This window comes from Brevibacillus sp. IT-7CA2 (assembly GCF_949767855.1).
Lineage (GTDB): Bacteria > Bacillota > Bacilli > Brevibacillales > Brevibacillaceae > Brevibacillus.
On the sequence record NZ_CATKQT010000033.1, the window covers coordinates 384,967 to 400,041 of the forward strand.

The following is a 15,075-nucleotide window of genomic DNA, read 5'->3' on the forward strand; positions in this document are numbered from 1 at the left end:
ACATAAAGATGGATAGACAGCGAGAGGAGGAGGGCATATGCCAGAATTGCCGGAGGTAGAAACCGTCGTACGGACTCTGCGTGGCTTGGTTATGGGAAAAACGATCGAGAGAGTAAGTGTTCATTTGGCGCGTATTGTGCGTCAGCCAGATGACGTGGAAGCTTTCAAATCTCTCTTGGTGGGACAAACCATCCAGGATATCCAACGGCGGGCAAAATTCATTCAGTTTTTCTTAAACGAGGATGTGCTCGTGTCCCATCTGCGTATGGAAGGGCGCTATGGCGTGTATCAGGCGGATGATCCCGTTGAGAAGCATACCCATGTCGTATTCCATTTTACGGACGGAACAGAGCTGCGTTATCGGGATGTTCGCCAGTTTGGGACGATGGATCTGTTCCCTAAGGGGAAGGAAACAACCGTCGGACCTTTGGCAAAACTGGGGGTAGAACCGCTAGATAAAAGTTTTACTCCTGAAGTTTTGGGGAAATTGTTAAAAGGACGGTCAACAAAAATTAAGCCGCTTCTCCTAAACCAGGAATGTATTGTAGGACTGGGGAATATTTATGTGGACGAGTCACTCTTTAAAGCAGGCATTCATCCGGAGAAACCAGCAGGAAAGCTGTCAGATAAAGAAGTTATCCGACTGCACGAAAGCATCGTCTCTACTTTGCAAGAAGCGGTAGAACAAGGTGGTAGCTCCATCAAGTCGTATGTGAACGGACAGGGCGAGATGGGAATGTTCCAGCAATCGCTTTTGGTGTATGGACGAAAAGACGAGGCGTGCACGAAGTGCGGGGCCGAAATCATTCGGTTTGTAGTCGGCGGCAGAGGGACGCATATTTGTCCCGATTGCCAAAAGAACCAGTAACTAACTTCGAGAAGTTTTTCACAAAGCAGTTATATCAGTTCGACCAAGGGAGGAGGATGGGCATGATACTAGGATTAACAGGCGGAATTGCCACTGGGAAAAGCACAGTGACAGGTATGCTTCGAGAGCGCGGAATTCCTGTCATTGACGCTGACCAGATCGCCAGAGAGGTCGTAGAACCAGGTAAACTGGCCTATGAAGCGATCGTGCGCCATTTTGGAAGAGAAATCCTATTGGAAGATGGTCAGATTGATCGGAAAAAACTAGGTGAGATCGTGTTTTCGGACGAGTCCGAGCGTCAAAAGCTGAACGCCATCGTCCATCCCGAGGTACGCCGCGTCATGCGGGAAGAGGCCGAAACAGCAGAAGCGAATGGAGCCGAGATCGTCTTTATGGACATTCCTCTGCTGTATGAGAGCAAGCTTACGCATATGGTAGAAAAAATCGTGGTCGTCTATGCGCCCTACGAGATGCAATTGGCGAGAATGCTGGAGCGCGACGAATTGGAAGAAGAACAAGCACGAAAAAGACTGCGGGCGCAGTTTCCCATTGATCAGAAGAAGCAGGGCGCAGACTTTTTGATCGATAATTCTGGTTCGCGTGAAGAAACCGAGCGTCAAGTGGAGGCGGTATTGGCCGCGATTCGATCGGAGCGTCAATCATGAGTTTTGGCAAACGTGCAGCATTGATTTTACTCGTTTTGGCGAGTGTATTTCTGCTGCTAAACACGCCATTGGTGTGGAAATGGATGTACCCGATCAAATATGAGCAACAGATTGTGACGGCTGCACTGAAATATGAGGTGGACCCTCATTTGGTATTAGCCGTCATTCGTTCCGAGAGTGGGTTTGCGACAGATCGCGTTTCGAAAAAAGGTGCGGTCGGGCTCATGCAAATCATGCCGGATACAGCGCAGTGGATCGTCAAGGAGGCAGGCTTCCGTCCAAAGGACAGCGAATACTTGTACGACCCCGTCATGAACATCGAGATTGGGACATGGTATCTCGATTTTTTGCTGTCCCGCTATGATGGCGATATCGTCAAAGTCATTGCAGCCTACAACGCGGGTCCGGGCAAAGTAAACGGATGGCTCGCGAGTGAGCAATGGAACGGAACTCGAGAGACGATTGAGGACATTCCATATGGGGAGACCCGTCAATATGTCCAGCGAGTGCTCTATTATCATGATCGTTACAAAAATATATACGACTTTCAATTACGTTAAAAATCATGAAAAGCCGCTTCTCTTGCTGATAAGAGAGCGGCTTTTTCCTCTTTTTTTGGGTAGGGTAAATCGTCCAAATATTTATTTTTCAGTAAAACACATTGATAATTGTGTCATACTTATTATAATAAAAGTATCAGATAAGCGTAACTCAATTCGAAAGGGGTTTCTATATATGACAATTAAAATCGGTATTAATGGTTTCGGACGTATTGGCCGCATGGTATTCCGCCGCGCTATTCAGGACCCCAACATTGAAATCGTTGCAATCAACGCTAGCTATCCAGCGGAGACGCTTGCACATTTGTTGAAATATGACACGATCCACGGACGCCTGCAAAATAAAGTGGAAGTCCAAGACAACAAGATTATCGTAGATGGAAAAGCAACAGTTGTACTGTCTGACCGTGATCCGCTGAAGCTGCCTTGGGGTGACCTCGGAGTAGAGATCGTCGTAGAAGCTACAGGCAAGTTCAACAATCGCGAAGGCGCTGGCAAGCATCTACAAAGCGGTGCGAAAAAAGTTGTAATTACAGCACCAGCGAAAGAAGAAGACGTTACGATTGTGATGGGTGTAAACGAAGGCACCTACGACCATGCCAATCATCACATTATCTCCAATGCTTCCTGCACAACCAACTGTCTCGCACCTGTGGCAAAAGTGCTCAACGATGCATTCGGTATCGAACAAGGTCTCATGACTACCATTCACTCGTTTACAAACGATCAGGTGAATCTCGACAATCCGCATAAAGACCTGCGTCGTGCACGTGCAGCTAGCGAGTCCATCATTCCAACGACGACAGGAGCTGCTCGTGCAGTAGGAATCGTTTTGCCAGAATTGAATGGCAAGCTAAACGGTTTTTCCTTGCGCGTACCGACTCCAAACGTTTCTGTAGTAGACTTGGTGGTCAATACGAAGAAGCCAGTTACATTGGACGAAGTAAACCGTGTCCTGCGTGAAGCGAGCGAAGGCAGCATGAAAGGCTACCTCGAGTTCTGCGATGAGCCGCTCGTATCCAGCGATTTCAATGGCAACGATCACTCCTCGATCATCGACGGTCTGTCTACGATGGTAATGGGAGACAATCAGGTGAAAGTGATTGCTTGGTACGATAACGAGTGGGGCTACTCCTGCCGTGTCGTAGACCTGGTACGCCACGTATCCGAGCAGCACAATCAAGCTGCAACAAAAGAAGCAGCTGCCGTTGGTGTAAAATAAGCAGCATAAACAAAACCCCTTTGCCGATTTCGAGCAAAGGGGTTTTTGGTTGCTTTGTATTTACGATGAGGTAGGAGATTCATCTAATGAGTTCACGTTAAACAGATCATCATCTTCAAAGCCGACAATAAACAGTCGGATGTTCGCCTTGAGATCGAGGTCATAAGGGCTAGGAACATCGTTTCCTCGGCCGTCCTTTAACACTCGTACAGTGGGACGATGCGAATAGTCTGGATCGACCCGACTCACTACCCCGACTTCACCGGTATTCAAAACGACGCTGCTTCCAATCGGGAAGATAGCAATGTGCTTGATAAAGGCATTTACTAGATGATGCTCGAATAGCGTACCGCCAGAGCCTAGCAGGTACTCGACAGCATCCTGTGGCATGTACCGCTTGCGCCATGGACGTGGGGAAGTCAATGAGTCATAAATATCACAGAGACCGACGATTTGTGCGAATTCGTGAATTTGCTTGCCAGATAATCCCTGTGGATAGCCACTTCCATTTAGCCGTTCATGGTGCTGCAAGCAGACGTGTGCTGACATAAGCGAGATGTCATGCTGCTTTCGCAACAAATTAAAGCCAAGCATCGTGTGCTGTTTGGCGATTTCCTTCTCTTCGTCCGTCCAACGCTCTGTTTTTTGCAACAGCTCTTCAGGCAGGCTTATTTTGCCGATATCGTGCAGCATGGCGCCTACGCCTAGGTTTATGAGCTGTGTGCGATTGTAGCCCAGAGACATGCCCACAGCAGTCGCCAGCACGGCCACATTCACGGAGTGATGGTATAAGGATGGCGAATGAGAAGAGATCGTCGTCAAATGTCCAACCATTTGCTTGTTTTGCATCAGGTCGTCCAAAATAGAACTAAAGGCACGCTGGAAATGAAGGCCCATTTCTTTTAAGGAAATTTTCCGGGCCAGCTTGTTTGAGTTTGTAATTTGTTTGATCGTCTTCTCGATGGCTTCCACAGCTACTTGTCTGGTTTGTGGGCGAATCACTTCTTCCACAACGATGTCACTGGTACGGGGATCATCGATATACACCGAATCAACACCAGCTCGCTCTAATCCGGTGATGAGTCGTTCCGTTAATTGCATACCGGTTCCAAGCAGCACCTTTCCATCATCTGTGAAAACCGTACGTCCCAATTTCATTCCAGGCTGTAGGTGCTTTAAAGATACTAAACGCATGACTATCCCTCCAACAGTACCATAATTGTACTCCATTCGACTTATGCTTTAAATAGGTACAAGGATTGACTTGACTTCTGACAGGAATATGAGGGACACTGTAGACAAGTATTGTCAGTATTGGAGTTGATTCTGATATGCGTTGTCCATTTTGCGAATATAATGGGACTAGAGTCCTGGATTCACGTCCTTTCAATCATAATAAATCCATTCGTCGTCGCCGTGAGTGCGAAGCCTGCGAGCGCCGTTTTACTACCTTTGAAATGGTAGAAGAAACACCTTTGTTAATTGTGAAAAAGGACGGAACACGCGAGGAATTCAGTCGAGACAAGATATTGCGCGGGGTGGTGCGCGCTTGCGAAAAGCGTCCCGTACCGTTGGAAGTGCTTGAAAATGTAGTGAACGACATTGAAAAAGAATTGCGCAGCTGCGGGCAAGCAGAGATCCCAAGCAATGACGTTGGGGAGAAGGTCATGGAGCGTTTATACCATGTCGATGAGGTCGCATATGTGCGCTTCGCCTCTGTATACCGCCAATTCAAAGATATCAATGTATTTATGAAAGAGCTGGAGGAGCTTTTGGCGCAAGCGCGAAATAGCTCGTTTCCAAAAGAATAGATAAGCTTTTTTCTACCAGACTCGCAACTTCTCCCTCATGCTCTTGCGGCCGATCCGCCAGGGCTTCTTTGGCTTTCCAGCTGATTTTTCCGCGAATGAATGGGTAGACGTGCTATAATAATAGAATCGAATTTTGTCAGGAAGGAAAGATCTGATGCGTCGTTTAGTTTGGAACGAGTTGTTGCCGAAGGATCGTTATCTGGTGCGGATGGCAAGACCGATTGGCTTTGCCGAAATGGGCTTTGTTACGCAGCTATATTTGCCGATCATCGGTGTCGAATCGTACGCTCTCTACCAACTGCTCGTCCATGGCGTGCAGGAGGTGAGCGGAGCCTCCTCGGAGGGGACCCATCGCAGTTTGATGCTGACGACTTCGCTTTCTTTGGATCGGCTATTGGATGCGCGTGAACGTCTGGAGGCAATCGGGCTAGTCGAGGTGCGCCGCAGGGAAAATCAGCAGCGTGACTATTATTACGAGTACTTGATCAAACCGCCGCTTAGTCCGGCTGAGTTTTTTGCAGACTATGTACTGTCGTTGATGTTGTTAAACAAAATCGAAAACGTTCGCTATTCGCAACTGCGCCAGCATTATGCAGATACGCTTGGCAGTCAGTTGGATCAAGAATACTCCATTGTGGAAAACGTCACGAAAGACTTCCATGATGTGTTCCAGTCGTTGAAACAATCGGAGCTGGAAGTGAAAAAAGGGTCGGAGCGAGACCAGTTTTTAACCGAGATGGACACCAGCTTCCCGCAAGCGCCGATGAAATCTGGCTACGAGGCACAGGTCAACCATTCGCTGAGCGTATCGTCCTTGCGCCTGTACTTGCCGGATAATGCCGACTCGGTCAAAGTTTTGGAAGGCAAGAGCATGGAGCTGTTGTTCTCGCTGTGCCATTTCTATCAGCTGGACAGCTGGGGAATGGGGCAGGAGCTGCGTGATTGGACGCTGTACAAATCGGATCGGAGCTTGGACGGAGAAGTTTTGCGCAAGCGTTTGGTACAACGCTACACGGAAGACAAGCTATACCGAACGGCGCCTGCAACTGACATGACAGAGGATGGCTGGGGACCTGGTCGCTTGCCTGAGCCTGGCAGTGAAGCCTTTATCCGTGCTTGTCGCCAGCTATCTCCGGTGACTCTGTTGGAAAAGGTCGTTGGTGGCAGAATTAGCAAGGTGTTTTTGGAACGTGCTGAAACGCTTGTATTTGCGGATGGGATGCAGCCGGAAGTCGTCAATGCGCTGCTGCTCCATACGCTAGCCAGCATGCAAATGGAGCTGCCAAAAGCGTACATGGAGACGATTCGTGACAGCTGGAAAGCCAAGCGGATCGCGACAGTTGACGAGGCAGTCAAGCAGATCCTCGAGCGTGCTGATCAACGGGCACAAACAGCCGAGAAGGCAAAAACGGGCAAGAAGGAATCTGCTCCTGTCAGACGCAACGGTAGAGCTATCTTGCAGGACAAGCTGCCAGCATCTGTTGAGTGGCAGCTGTCGCAGGAGAAAACCGCAACGGATGCTGAGAAGAAACAGTCCATTCAGGATTTTCCAGACTTGCAGAAAAGACTGGAAACCTTGCGAAAACGGAAATAAGGAGTGTGAGGGAACGTGGAATCTATCAGTGAGTTCATGCAAGAGCTCGCCAAACGAACGCCGCGTCAGTTGCTGACACCGGATCAGCAGTTAGATAAAATGTTCCGTTCGTCAGCATATTTAAAAGCATTTCAACAAGAGCATCCCGCATTGACCAGGGACGATTACCTTCGCTCGCTCTCCAACATCTATACGGCAGTCAAGGAGCAGTATTGGTGTGAGCGTTGTCCGGGTCTTGGCGAGTGCCCGAATCTGGTCAAGGGGCATAGCACTCAATTGGAGCTGGCTCACCAACATATTATCAGCTCGATGACGCCCTGTTCCAAGCAACTGTCGCACGAGGAAGAGATTCGCCGCCGCCGATTGATGCGCAGTTATTACGTTTCCGAAGAGACTTTGAACGCGAGCTTTGAGGGCTTGGTCATTGACTCCGGGAATTTGGCTACCGTAGATGCCGCGATTCAGTTCTGTGAAAAAGTCGGAACAGGCGAGCGGGTAAAAGGGCTTTATCTGCACGGTCCGTTTGGTGTTGGAAAAAGCTACATCATGGGAGCGATCGGTCGTGAGCTTTCGGAGCGCAACGTTGCTTCCTTGCTGGTCTATGTGCCTGACTTTATCCGGGAGATGAAGGATTCTATCTCGGATCAATCGTACGCAGGGAAGCTGGAGCTACTGAAAGAAGTGCCTGTACTGATCCTCGATGATATCGGCGCGGAGAACTTGACGCCATGGGTTCGGGACGAGATTTTGGGGGTTATATTGAATCAGCGGGCAAACAACCATTTGCCTACGCTGTTTACTTCAAACTACGCGCTGAATGAACTGCAAGAGCATTTGTCTATCTCCAATGGGAATCGGATTGAACAAACAAAAGCGGCTCGCATCATGGAGCGAATCCGCCATTTTGTCGATGTGTATGAAATTTTACGCGAGAACCACCGTACCTAGTACGTGAGTCCAGAGGCGAGAGAGCTCCCAATGCGTGAGAGCGAGTACTTCTCTCGCCTTATGATACGGTCCAAACAGGACGTGTGACGTCGTCCCTACAGGCGAGGCGACAATTCCCAGTGAATCAGCCATGATCATTGCACGGGCCAAATGATAGTCGTGGCTGATGATCAGGGCGTCTTGAATATGATGTTCCTCCAAGACCTGCTGGCCGTACAGCAGGTTTTCGTATGTGCTGGTAGACTTGCTTTCTAGCAAAATGTCCTCTTCGGGAATTCCTTTGGCCACCAAGTAATTTCTGCTTACAGCAGCTTCCGTGATCGTTTTTCCTTCACCGAGGCCGCCTGTGACCAACAGCTTCGATACATAACCTTCTTCATACAGGGTCGCCGCCTGCTCCAGACGTTCGCGCAGCCCAGGACTAGGTCCCTCACCCCAGACAGCTGCACCGAGGACAATGCCGACGGTTGCCTGTCGGGCGTTGGCTCCCTCAATCGTCTGTTCGATGCGGTACCAGTTGTAGCCCGACCATATTAGACCGAGCAGCATGACAATCCCCAACACTATGAATATCCCACGCCAGCAAGGACGCTGTACGTTTGTCGTTCGATTTTTCATTTTTCGAAATCTCCCTCGTAGTCTCTCTCTATTATTTAGACGTTTGAAATAAGGTCTAGTTACAAAGCTTGACACACGCCTGACACGAAAAACTAGTAAATTGTTCCTTGCTCTTTGCCGATATAGTAATGGTGGAATGGTTTCGAAGATCAGCAAATTTCATACTTGCGAGGGAGGCTAGTTAATGTTCTGGAAAAAAACGATGCTCTTGTTTCTGGCCGTCCTGCTATTAGTGGGGACTGGAAACGCAGGGGTAGGATTGGCTGCCGATGAAATCAGCCGACTCGTTCTGTCCAAGAACGAGGTAACATTGGAAAATGGAGATTCTACAAAGCTGACGGCTACCGCTATTTATGTGAGCGGAAAAACGGAAGACGTCACCGTCAAGACAGAATGGACCACGCAAAATGCGGATGTAGCCTCTGTATATGCGGGGCAGATTACAGCCAAATCGGTAGGGAAATCTACCATTACAGCTACTTACATGGGTAAGCCTGTCGTAGTGGGTGTGAATGTAACCAAAAAGGTAAAGGCACTGACAACAGAAGATCAAACGTTGAACGTGAGAATTGGCAGCACGGAAAATGTAAAGCTGACAGCTGTATACAGCGATGGAACAACAGAAGATGTAACGACCCAAGCAGACTGGTCCATCGATAATCCTGCGATTGCGACTGTAGTCAATGGTGCAATCAAAGGTTTGAATTCAGGAACTGGTACCGTGACAGCGAAGTTTGGCAGCCAGACGACGACGATCTCTGTAAACGTCGAGATCGCCCACAGATTGGAGCCAAACAAAAACCAGATTTCACTCTTGCTGAACGGCGAAGAAACAATCAAGCTCAAGGCCATTTTCCCGGATGGAAGTGTAACGGAGGACGTCTCCGACAAGGCTGAATGGTCTTCAGACAATACCGCTGTAGCCGATGCGCTCAAAGGCACGATCAAGGCATATGGCGCAGGTACAGCAACCATTACGGCGAAGTATGGAACAAAAACAGCGACGATCAAGGTCGATGTGGATACAACGCAAAAGCTGGAACTCAACAAGCAAAACATTTTCATGAATGTGGGCAAGGAAGAAGACATCGAGCTGAAAGCAACTTATGCCAATGGCGGCGGTTCCACAGTGGTGAATGATAAGGCCGAATGGTCCTCCGATCGCGAGGACGTTGCGTATTACAGCAACGGGAAAATCCATGCGGTGAAGTCCGGTGAAGCGGTTATTACTGCGAAATACGGAAACAAATCCGTTCAGGTACGCGTAGATGTAGAAGTACCTCGTTCCTTGTATATCGTTCCAGCTTTCCTGACGATGAAAAGCGGATCGACGAAAGACGTAATTGTAAACGCGTCCTATGCAAACGGAACAAGTGAAGATATCACTTCAAAAGTAGAGTGGTCTTCGGATAATGCAGATGTCGTATTTGCAAGCGGCAAGACCGTATCGGCCTACAAGGCTGGAACGGCAAATGTAACTGCTAAATACGGCGGAAAAACAGCGACACTGGTTGTCGATGTAGATGTACCGCAAAACTTGTCCGCAGATACCAAGACAGTAGCAATCCCTGTCGGTGGCGCGAAACAAGTAAAGGTAACAGCTTCGTATCCAGATGGAAGCACTCCTGCTGAAGATGTCACACAAAAAGTCGTTTGGTCTTCGAGTGCACCTAACGTAGCAAGCGTGCGTCAAGGCTTGATCACTGGTGTGTCAACAGGTGCAGCGACTGTAACAGCAACATACGGAACACGCACAGTGAACATTTCTGTATCGGTCGGCGTCATGCAGACATTGACGGTAGACAAGAAAAAAATCGTGCTTGGCAATGGCAAGTCCGAAACCGTTAAGCTGACAGCAGCTTACGCAGATGGAACGACCAAGGATGTAACAGATACAGCGACATGGAGCACGGCTTCTGCAGCTGTAGCAGAAGTAATGAACGGAAAGATCACGGCGACAGGAGCAGGGAAAACGACCGTAACAGGTACCTTCGAAGGCAAGTCGGTTTCGATTGCAGTAGAAGTAGACCAAGCGACCAATCTCTCTGTTGATCCACGCATGATGATCCTGAACGTTAGTGAATCAAAAGAGATCAAGCTGAGCGCAACAGACTCCGCTGGCAATTCGGACAATGTGACCAACGATGCAGAATGGTCCTCGTCCTCGCTGAAAGTAGCGGATGTGGTAAACGGCCGCGTAACAGGTCTCTCAAACGGACGTGCGACGATCACCGCGAAATACGGCGGCAAATCGATCAGCATCCCGGTAGAAGTCGGTATCGTGACCAAGCTGGAAGCAAACAAGCGCTTTGTATCTACAAAGTCGAACAGCAACGTACAAGTAACCTTGACAGCTACCTTCTCCGATGGCCGCACCATGGATGTTACCTCCATGGCTGACTGGAAGACGAGCAACTACAAAGTAGCAGACGTAACCAAAGGCCTCATTACAGGACGTGCCTACGGAAAAGCAACGATTACAGCTAGATACAACGACAAAAGCGTATCGATCCCAGTCGATGTCGATACGTTGAAATACTTGAAGACAGATGTCGTCCAGCTCGTGATGAGCAAAGGCGAAGTGAAGCAAGTGAGCGCCATCGCGACGTACATGGATGGCTCTGAGCAAAATGTCACCAAGCCAGCTCTCTGGACCACGTCTCGCCTGTTGGTAGCCGATGTGAAAGATGGCGTTATCAAGGCAACAGGGTCAGGTAAAGCGACGATTTATGTGCAGTATGGTGGGAAGAAGACACCGATTGTGGTGACGGTGAGATAGTGGAGTGATAGGGAAAAGAGAGGAGCCAACCGGTTGGGATCGGTTGGCTTTTTCTTTGGTTTTTTTCAGCAGGGACGGGGATTTATCAGATTTTTTCGCTTGCAGTGTACGGCTGGCGTATGCTATACTGATTCCATTGAGGCGGTAAACGCTGGAAGTACCATACATATGGGCCCTTAGCTCAGCTGGGAGAGCGCTACACTGGCAGTGTAGAGGTCGTCGGTTCGATCCCGATAGGGTCCACCATATTTAACTACTACGGAAACGGCAGAGATGTCGTTTTTTTTAAATACTTAAGTTATACTCTTCTAAGTCGATGAAGTCGCTATGGTTTCCTTCATGTATATCACGCATGTGGAGTGCCGTATGTTAGTAGTGAGAAGTTAATCATAAGCCATAATGGGGTGATTAATTGAGTAAAGCTAAGGGCAAGGGTGGAACAGGCAGGGGAACAGACAAAAAGGGCTGGAACCGTTGGCAAGCTAGTGACAACAGAGCAAAAAACGCACCAAAACCCTATAAAAGCAAAGGCACGAATCAGGATGGCGGAACCACTTCCGGTAATCAAAAAGGCGGCAAAGCCTGAAATGTAGGCAATAAAAATAAAACAGGATAGGATCATTTGGATAAAAATGAATTTAAAAATGAGTTACCTTCAAATTATGAGCAATTAAAAATATCTGCGAGCCGAGCATCCAATTGGAGAGAACGTTTAGGTGCTGTAGAAGAGTTAGGTCAGTGGAAAAACAAACAAACCATCGCTGTACTCACGAATAGAATGAAGAATGATGCCGTGTATAAAGTTCAAGAGGCTGCATTCCGTAAGCTCAAAGAATTTGGCGAAGATATTCAACTACCGCCAAGGAAAAAAGGCGCTGACTTTGAGAAGTGGCTTGAAACGTGAGCTTCGTTGTCGACAAGGTAGCAAGGAATCGATAAAATAGATCTAGGGGTGGTATTCTGAGAAAGCAAAAGCCAATGTCGTTTGATGAACTGCTGAAGGACTTACAAGGCCAGAGAACGATTCAAGAAGATCCGACTCATATTTCATTAGAGAAGTTGTTTAATGAAGCATTTATGAGTAAGCATTCCAGCTTTAAGAGCTTTGGAGAGTTTGTACAGAAAGGCAACTTTCAAATAAAGACGCAAGAAGATATTACTAACATTCCTGACGAACTTTTTAATCGGCATGTTGCAAGGGAGACGGATTTTGCTGATTGGAAATCTATGCTGGAAACAGCGACAATTAATTTGGACGGTAAATAACGAGCATAAGAATGAAGCTGTGTTAAGGATGCCGATTTGGGCTTAACCTAACACATTTACCTTAATGATGATGATCCTTAATATTCAAATAGGTAGTGAAACTAACCACTTCGGGAGAGTGCTTGACTGGCAGTCAAGAGGCCAGGGGGTCGATCCCCCTTGTCTCCACCATACTTGACCTTCAAAACGGCAGAGATACCGTTTTTTTGTTTTTCACAATATGAGCTGAGACTAGAAGATTGCCGCGCACGGCGTCTGGATTTACAATACTTAACAACCATCATATAAAAAATATTTGCTTTCAATTATTTCATTAATAATTTGATGGTAATTGGATTTAATTCTTGCATCTCGTCTGTAACTTCAAATACATAATAGAATCTGGCAAACGTCAAATAACCCCCATCTTTTTAAAAGTTGGGGGTTATTTGACGTTTACGGAGGAGCACGGCATCTGAATCTACCATTAAAAGTCCCCAGCGAGTATGAATTGTCAGCCATTAGATCAAAATTCGCTCATCCCTCTATGGGATGCCATAAAGACACACAATCATACCATATTATTGCACAAGATTTTCTGAAGACCTCTTTAGGTTCTATGATCTGGCAACAACGAGCTGACAATCAAAGACAACGTTTGACTGTAAACCGCATAGGCGGATTGTACATCTCCCAAGTGTCCACCAATGTAAAGATGAATAACGCCGTGGAGTGAGGCCCAGAACATACGTACAACAGATTCCGTGTCATATTGGTCGGGAATCAGTCCTCGCTCTTTCGCATTGTTGATCACGGTCAATAATTGTTGCATGGCTGTTACAGTGCCATGCATGCTTTTCTCGTCTGGTTTGAAATCTGCGAAGGCTCCTCCAAACATCAACTTATAATAGCTGGTATAACGCTGCCCGAATTGCCAAAATGCTTCCCCCAAATTCAACAATTGCTGTGATGGATCAGCAGCTTGCGGCGCCCCCTCTAATTGGTTAGTGAGAAGCTTACAACCATCCAGATACAACTGCTGAGCCAAGCCCTCTTTATTGACAAACAAGCTATATATGATTTTTGTCGAGCAATCCATTTTCTTCGCTACTTTACGCACGGTAACGGCTTCCGGACCTTCTTCTTGCAAGAGTGTTGCCGCAGCATCAACAACGAGCTTGCGGAGATTTTCAATATTTTGCAAGCGAGCTTCCTGGTAGGTTTTCAACATTCGTGTGTTCGCATTGGAGGAGATATCTCGGTCTCTCATAATCATCACCTTTGGTTATCGCGTTTTCGTTAGGAAACAAAGTTTCCGATGCTCTTATCAGGAATTTTATATAGTTGTTGGGCAGTTGTCAATGTGACGATGGATGTTCAAAGATCATATTGACTTTCTAGAAAAGGGAGATTACAATGAGTCCCAATGGAAACACCGTTACCTTTAAGGTGCAATGATTCTTAACTTTCTTGGAAGTTGGGATTTATTTTTGACCATACAGTAACGCTGTTTCTGAATTAAAACATAGTATCTAAAAGGAGAATAATACTATGACAATCAAAGGAAAATGGGCGCTCGTCACGGGAGCTTCTTCCGGTATTGGTGAGCAATTCGCGAGGCAACTGGCCAAACAAGGCAGCCACTTGGTGCTTGTGGCCAGATCGGAGAGCAAGCTCGAGAGCCTGGCATCCGAGCTCAAAAAGATGTATGACATTAAAGCCGTGGTTATCTCCATGGATCTTGCGAAGGAGGGCGCACCTAGCGAGTTATATCAGCAATGCCAACTTTTGAAAGTGGAGATCGAACTGCTGGTCAACAATGCAGGCTTTGCTACGCATGGTTTGTTTGAGCAAGTATCAGGTGAGCGTCAGCATGAAGAGGTCATGCTCAATGTCGCTGCTGTTGTAGATATGACCCACTTGTTCTTGCCGGACATGTTGCGCAGGAGCTCAGGTGCAGTTATTAATGTTTCTTCAACCGCCGGATTTCAACCACTTCCCTATATGGCCGTATATGGGGCGACGAAAGCTTTCGTATTGTCGTTTACTCAAGCGTTATGGTGGGAAAACCGCGACCGCGGCATAAAGTTCTTCGCGCTTTGTCCCGGTTCGACGGACACCCGTTTCTTTAATGTCGTAGGAGCGGAAGAAGCCTCCGTCGGTAAGAAAGACAGTCCGGAAAGAGTCGTAGAGGTTGCACTTCGCGCGTTGAAGGCTGGAAAACTGTATGTGGTTCCGGGTGTACAGAATTATTTCGGAGCGCAGCTATCGCGATTCATGACACGAAAGCAAGGCCTTCGGCTTGTGGGAAGCATGCTTCGTCCGCGCGAAGGATCCGGTAATTACAAGAATTCGGGAAATCAATCTGATCTTGCAGGGGGAATAACTCGATGAAAGCTATACAACTGACAAATGGCTTCGGCGTCGATCATGTTCTGGATGTTGGAGGAGCTGAGACGATGGAAAAATCCATAAATGCGCTTCGCATTGGAGGAACCTTAAGCTTGGTCGGGTTCTTATCGGGCTTGACCATTCCAGAATATGATGTCACTGGCATTTTGCAGAAAGCCGCAACAATTCGCGGCAGTCAAGTCGGTAACCGCGATCACTTTGAGCGGATGAACCGAGCGATTGCTCATCAATCTTTACATCCCGTCATCGACCGTGTGTTCCCACTGGATCGAATTGGAGAAGCATTCACGCTCTTGGCTGAAGGAAAGCAATATTTCGGCAAAATAGTAGTCCAAATCTAAAAATCTTACTTA

General features: G+C 47.6%; 15 protein-coding genes, 1 tRNA gene and 1 pseudogene. 14 read left to right on the forward strand and 3 right to left on the reverse strand.

From position 1 onward, the window contains the following. Positions 1-37 precede the first annotated feature (37 nt). The 4 genes from mutM to ACM6JA_RS18425 all read left to right on the forward strand — a co-directional run bounded on the left by mutM (position 38) and on the right by ACM6JA_RS18425 (position 3,315). Positions 38-868, forward strand: a complete 831-nt coding sequence (gene mutM, locus ACM6JA_RS18410; protein ID WP_414853490.1) for a DNA-formamidopyrimidine glycosylase — start codon at positions 38-40, stop codon at positions 866-868. Between the two features lie 56 nt (positions 869-924). Next, on the forward strand, positions 925-1,533 hold the full coding sequence (coaE, locus tag ACM6JA_RS18415) for a dephospho-CoA kinase (protein ID WP_039960162.1): 609 nt from the start codon (positions 925-927) through the stop codon (positions 1,531-1,533). Continuing rightward, positions 1,530-2,093, forward strand: coding sequence for a lytic transglycosylase domain-containing protein (locus tag ACM6JA_RS18420; RefSeq protein ID WP_414853491.1), 564 nt, complete (start codon positions 1,530-1,532; stop codon positions 2,091-2,093). Before coaE ends, ACM6JA_RS18420 begins: the two co-directional genes overlap by 4 nt. A 175-nt stretch (positions 2,094-2,268) precedes the next feature. Beyond that, positions 2,269-3,315, forward strand: a complete 1,047-nt coding sequence (locus tag ACM6JA_RS18425) for a glyceraldehyde-3-phosphate dehydrogenase (protein WP_106654629.1) — start codon at positions 2,269-2,271, stop codon at positions 3,313-3,315. 60 nt (positions 3,316-3,375) lie between these two features. Here the strand turns inward: ACM6JA_RS18425 and ACM6JA_RS18430 are convergent, their stop codons facing one another. Continuing rightward, positions 3,376-4,509 carry an HD-GYP domain-containing protein gene (locus ACM6JA_RS18430; RefSeq protein WP_414853492.1) on the reverse strand — a complete coding sequence of 378 codons (1,134 nt, stop codon included), beginning with the start codon at positions 4,507-4,509 and terminating at the stop codon, positions 3,376-3,378. A gap of 137 nt (positions 4,510-4,646) precedes the next feature. Here ACM6JA_RS18430 and nrdR point away from each other — a divergent pair, with 137 nt between their 5' ends. From nrdR to dnaI, 3 genes are all read left to right on the forward strand, one after another. Beyond that, positions 4,647-5,126 carry a transcriptional regulator NrdR gene (gene nrdR / locus ACM6JA_RS18435; RefSeq protein WP_414853493.1) on the forward strand — a complete coding sequence of 160 codons (480 nt, stop codon included), beginning with the start codon at positions 4,647-4,649 and terminating at the stop codon, positions 5,124-5,126. 154 nt (positions 5,127-5,280) lie between these two features. Then, positions 5,281-6,720, forward strand: a complete 1,440-nt coding sequence (locus tag ACM6JA_RS18440) for a replication initiation and membrane attachment family protein (protein ID WP_414853494.1) — start codon at positions 5,281-5,283, stop codon at positions 6,718-6,720. A gap of 15 nt (positions 6,721-6,735) precedes the next feature. Then, entirely contained in the window at positions 6,736-7,668 is a 933-nt protein-coding gene (gene dnaI / locus ACM6JA_RS18445) for a primosomal protein DnaI (RefSeq protein ID WP_007717211.1), read from the forward strand. Here dnaI and ACM6JA_RS18450 read toward each other — a convergent pair. Beyond that, entirely contained in the window at positions 7,645-8,286 is a 642-nt protein-coding gene (locus ACM6JA_RS18450; protein ID WP_414853495.1) for a YdcF family protein, read from the reverse strand. The two genes, dnaI and ACM6JA_RS18450, sit on opposite strands and share 24 nt — an antisense overlap. Before the next feature lie 184 nt (positions 8,287-8,470). Here ACM6JA_RS18450 and ACM6JA_RS18455 point away from each other — a divergent pair, with 184 nt between their 5' ends. The 5 genes and pseudogenes from ACM6JA_RS18455 to ACM6JA_RS18475 all read left to right on the forward strand — a co-directional run bounded on the left by ACM6JA_RS18455 (position 8,471) and on the right by ACM6JA_RS18475 (position 12,331). Further along, complete coding sequence (locus ACM6JA_RS18455; protein WP_414853496.1) at positions 8,471-11,065, forward strand: Ig-like domain-containing protein; 2,595 nt, start codon at positions 8,471-8,473, stop codon at positions 11,063-11,065. Positions 11,066-11,235: 170 nt separating this feature from the next. Next, positions 11,236-11,311: transfer RNA gene (locus ACM6JA_RS18460), tRNA-Ala, on the forward strand. Positions 11,312-11,477: 166 nt separating this feature from the next. Continuing rightward, positions 11,478-11,651 carry a DUF3934 family protein gene (locus ACM6JA_RS18465; RefSeq protein ID WP_087344747.1) on the forward strand — a complete coding sequence of 58 codons (174 nt, stop codon included), beginning with the start codon at positions 11,478-11,480 and terminating at the stop codon, positions 11,649-11,651. Between the two features lie 36 nt (positions 11,652-11,687). Continuing rightward, a pseudogene (locus tag ACM6JA_RS18470) lies at positions 11,688-11,939 on the forward strand (HEAT repeat domain-containing protein); the annotation flags it as partial. 104 nt (positions 11,940-12,043) lie between these two features. Further along, positions 12,044-12,331, forward strand: coding sequence for a hypothetical protein (locus tag ACM6JA_RS18475; protein WP_087344753.1), 288 nt, complete (start codon positions 12,044-12,046; stop codon positions 12,329-12,331). Between the two features lie 589 nt (positions 12,332-12,920). Here the strand turns inward: ACM6JA_RS18475 and ACM6JA_RS18480 are convergent. After that, on the reverse strand, positions 12,921-13,580 hold the full coding sequence (locus ACM6JA_RS18480; RefSeq protein ID WP_414853497.1) for a TetR/AcrR family transcriptional regulator: 660 nt from the start codon (positions 13,578-13,580) through the stop codon (positions 12,921-12,923). Between the two features lie 281 nt (positions 13,581-13,861). Between ACM6JA_RS18480 and ACM6JA_RS18485 the strand changes: the two genes are divergently transcribed. Next, positions 13,862-14,704, forward strand: a complete 843-nt coding sequence (locus tag ACM6JA_RS18485) for an SDR family NAD(P)-dependent oxidoreductase (protein WP_414853498.1) — start codon at positions 13,862-13,864, stop codon at positions 14,702-14,704. Continuing rightward, entirely contained in the window at positions 14,701-15,063 is a 363-nt protein-coding gene (locus ACM6JA_RS18490) for a zinc-binding dehydrogenase (protein ID WP_414853499.1), read from the forward strand. Before ACM6JA_RS18485 ends, ACM6JA_RS18490 begins: the two co-directional genes overlap by 4 nt. The last annotated feature ends 12 nt before the right edge of the window (positions 15,064-15,075 follow it).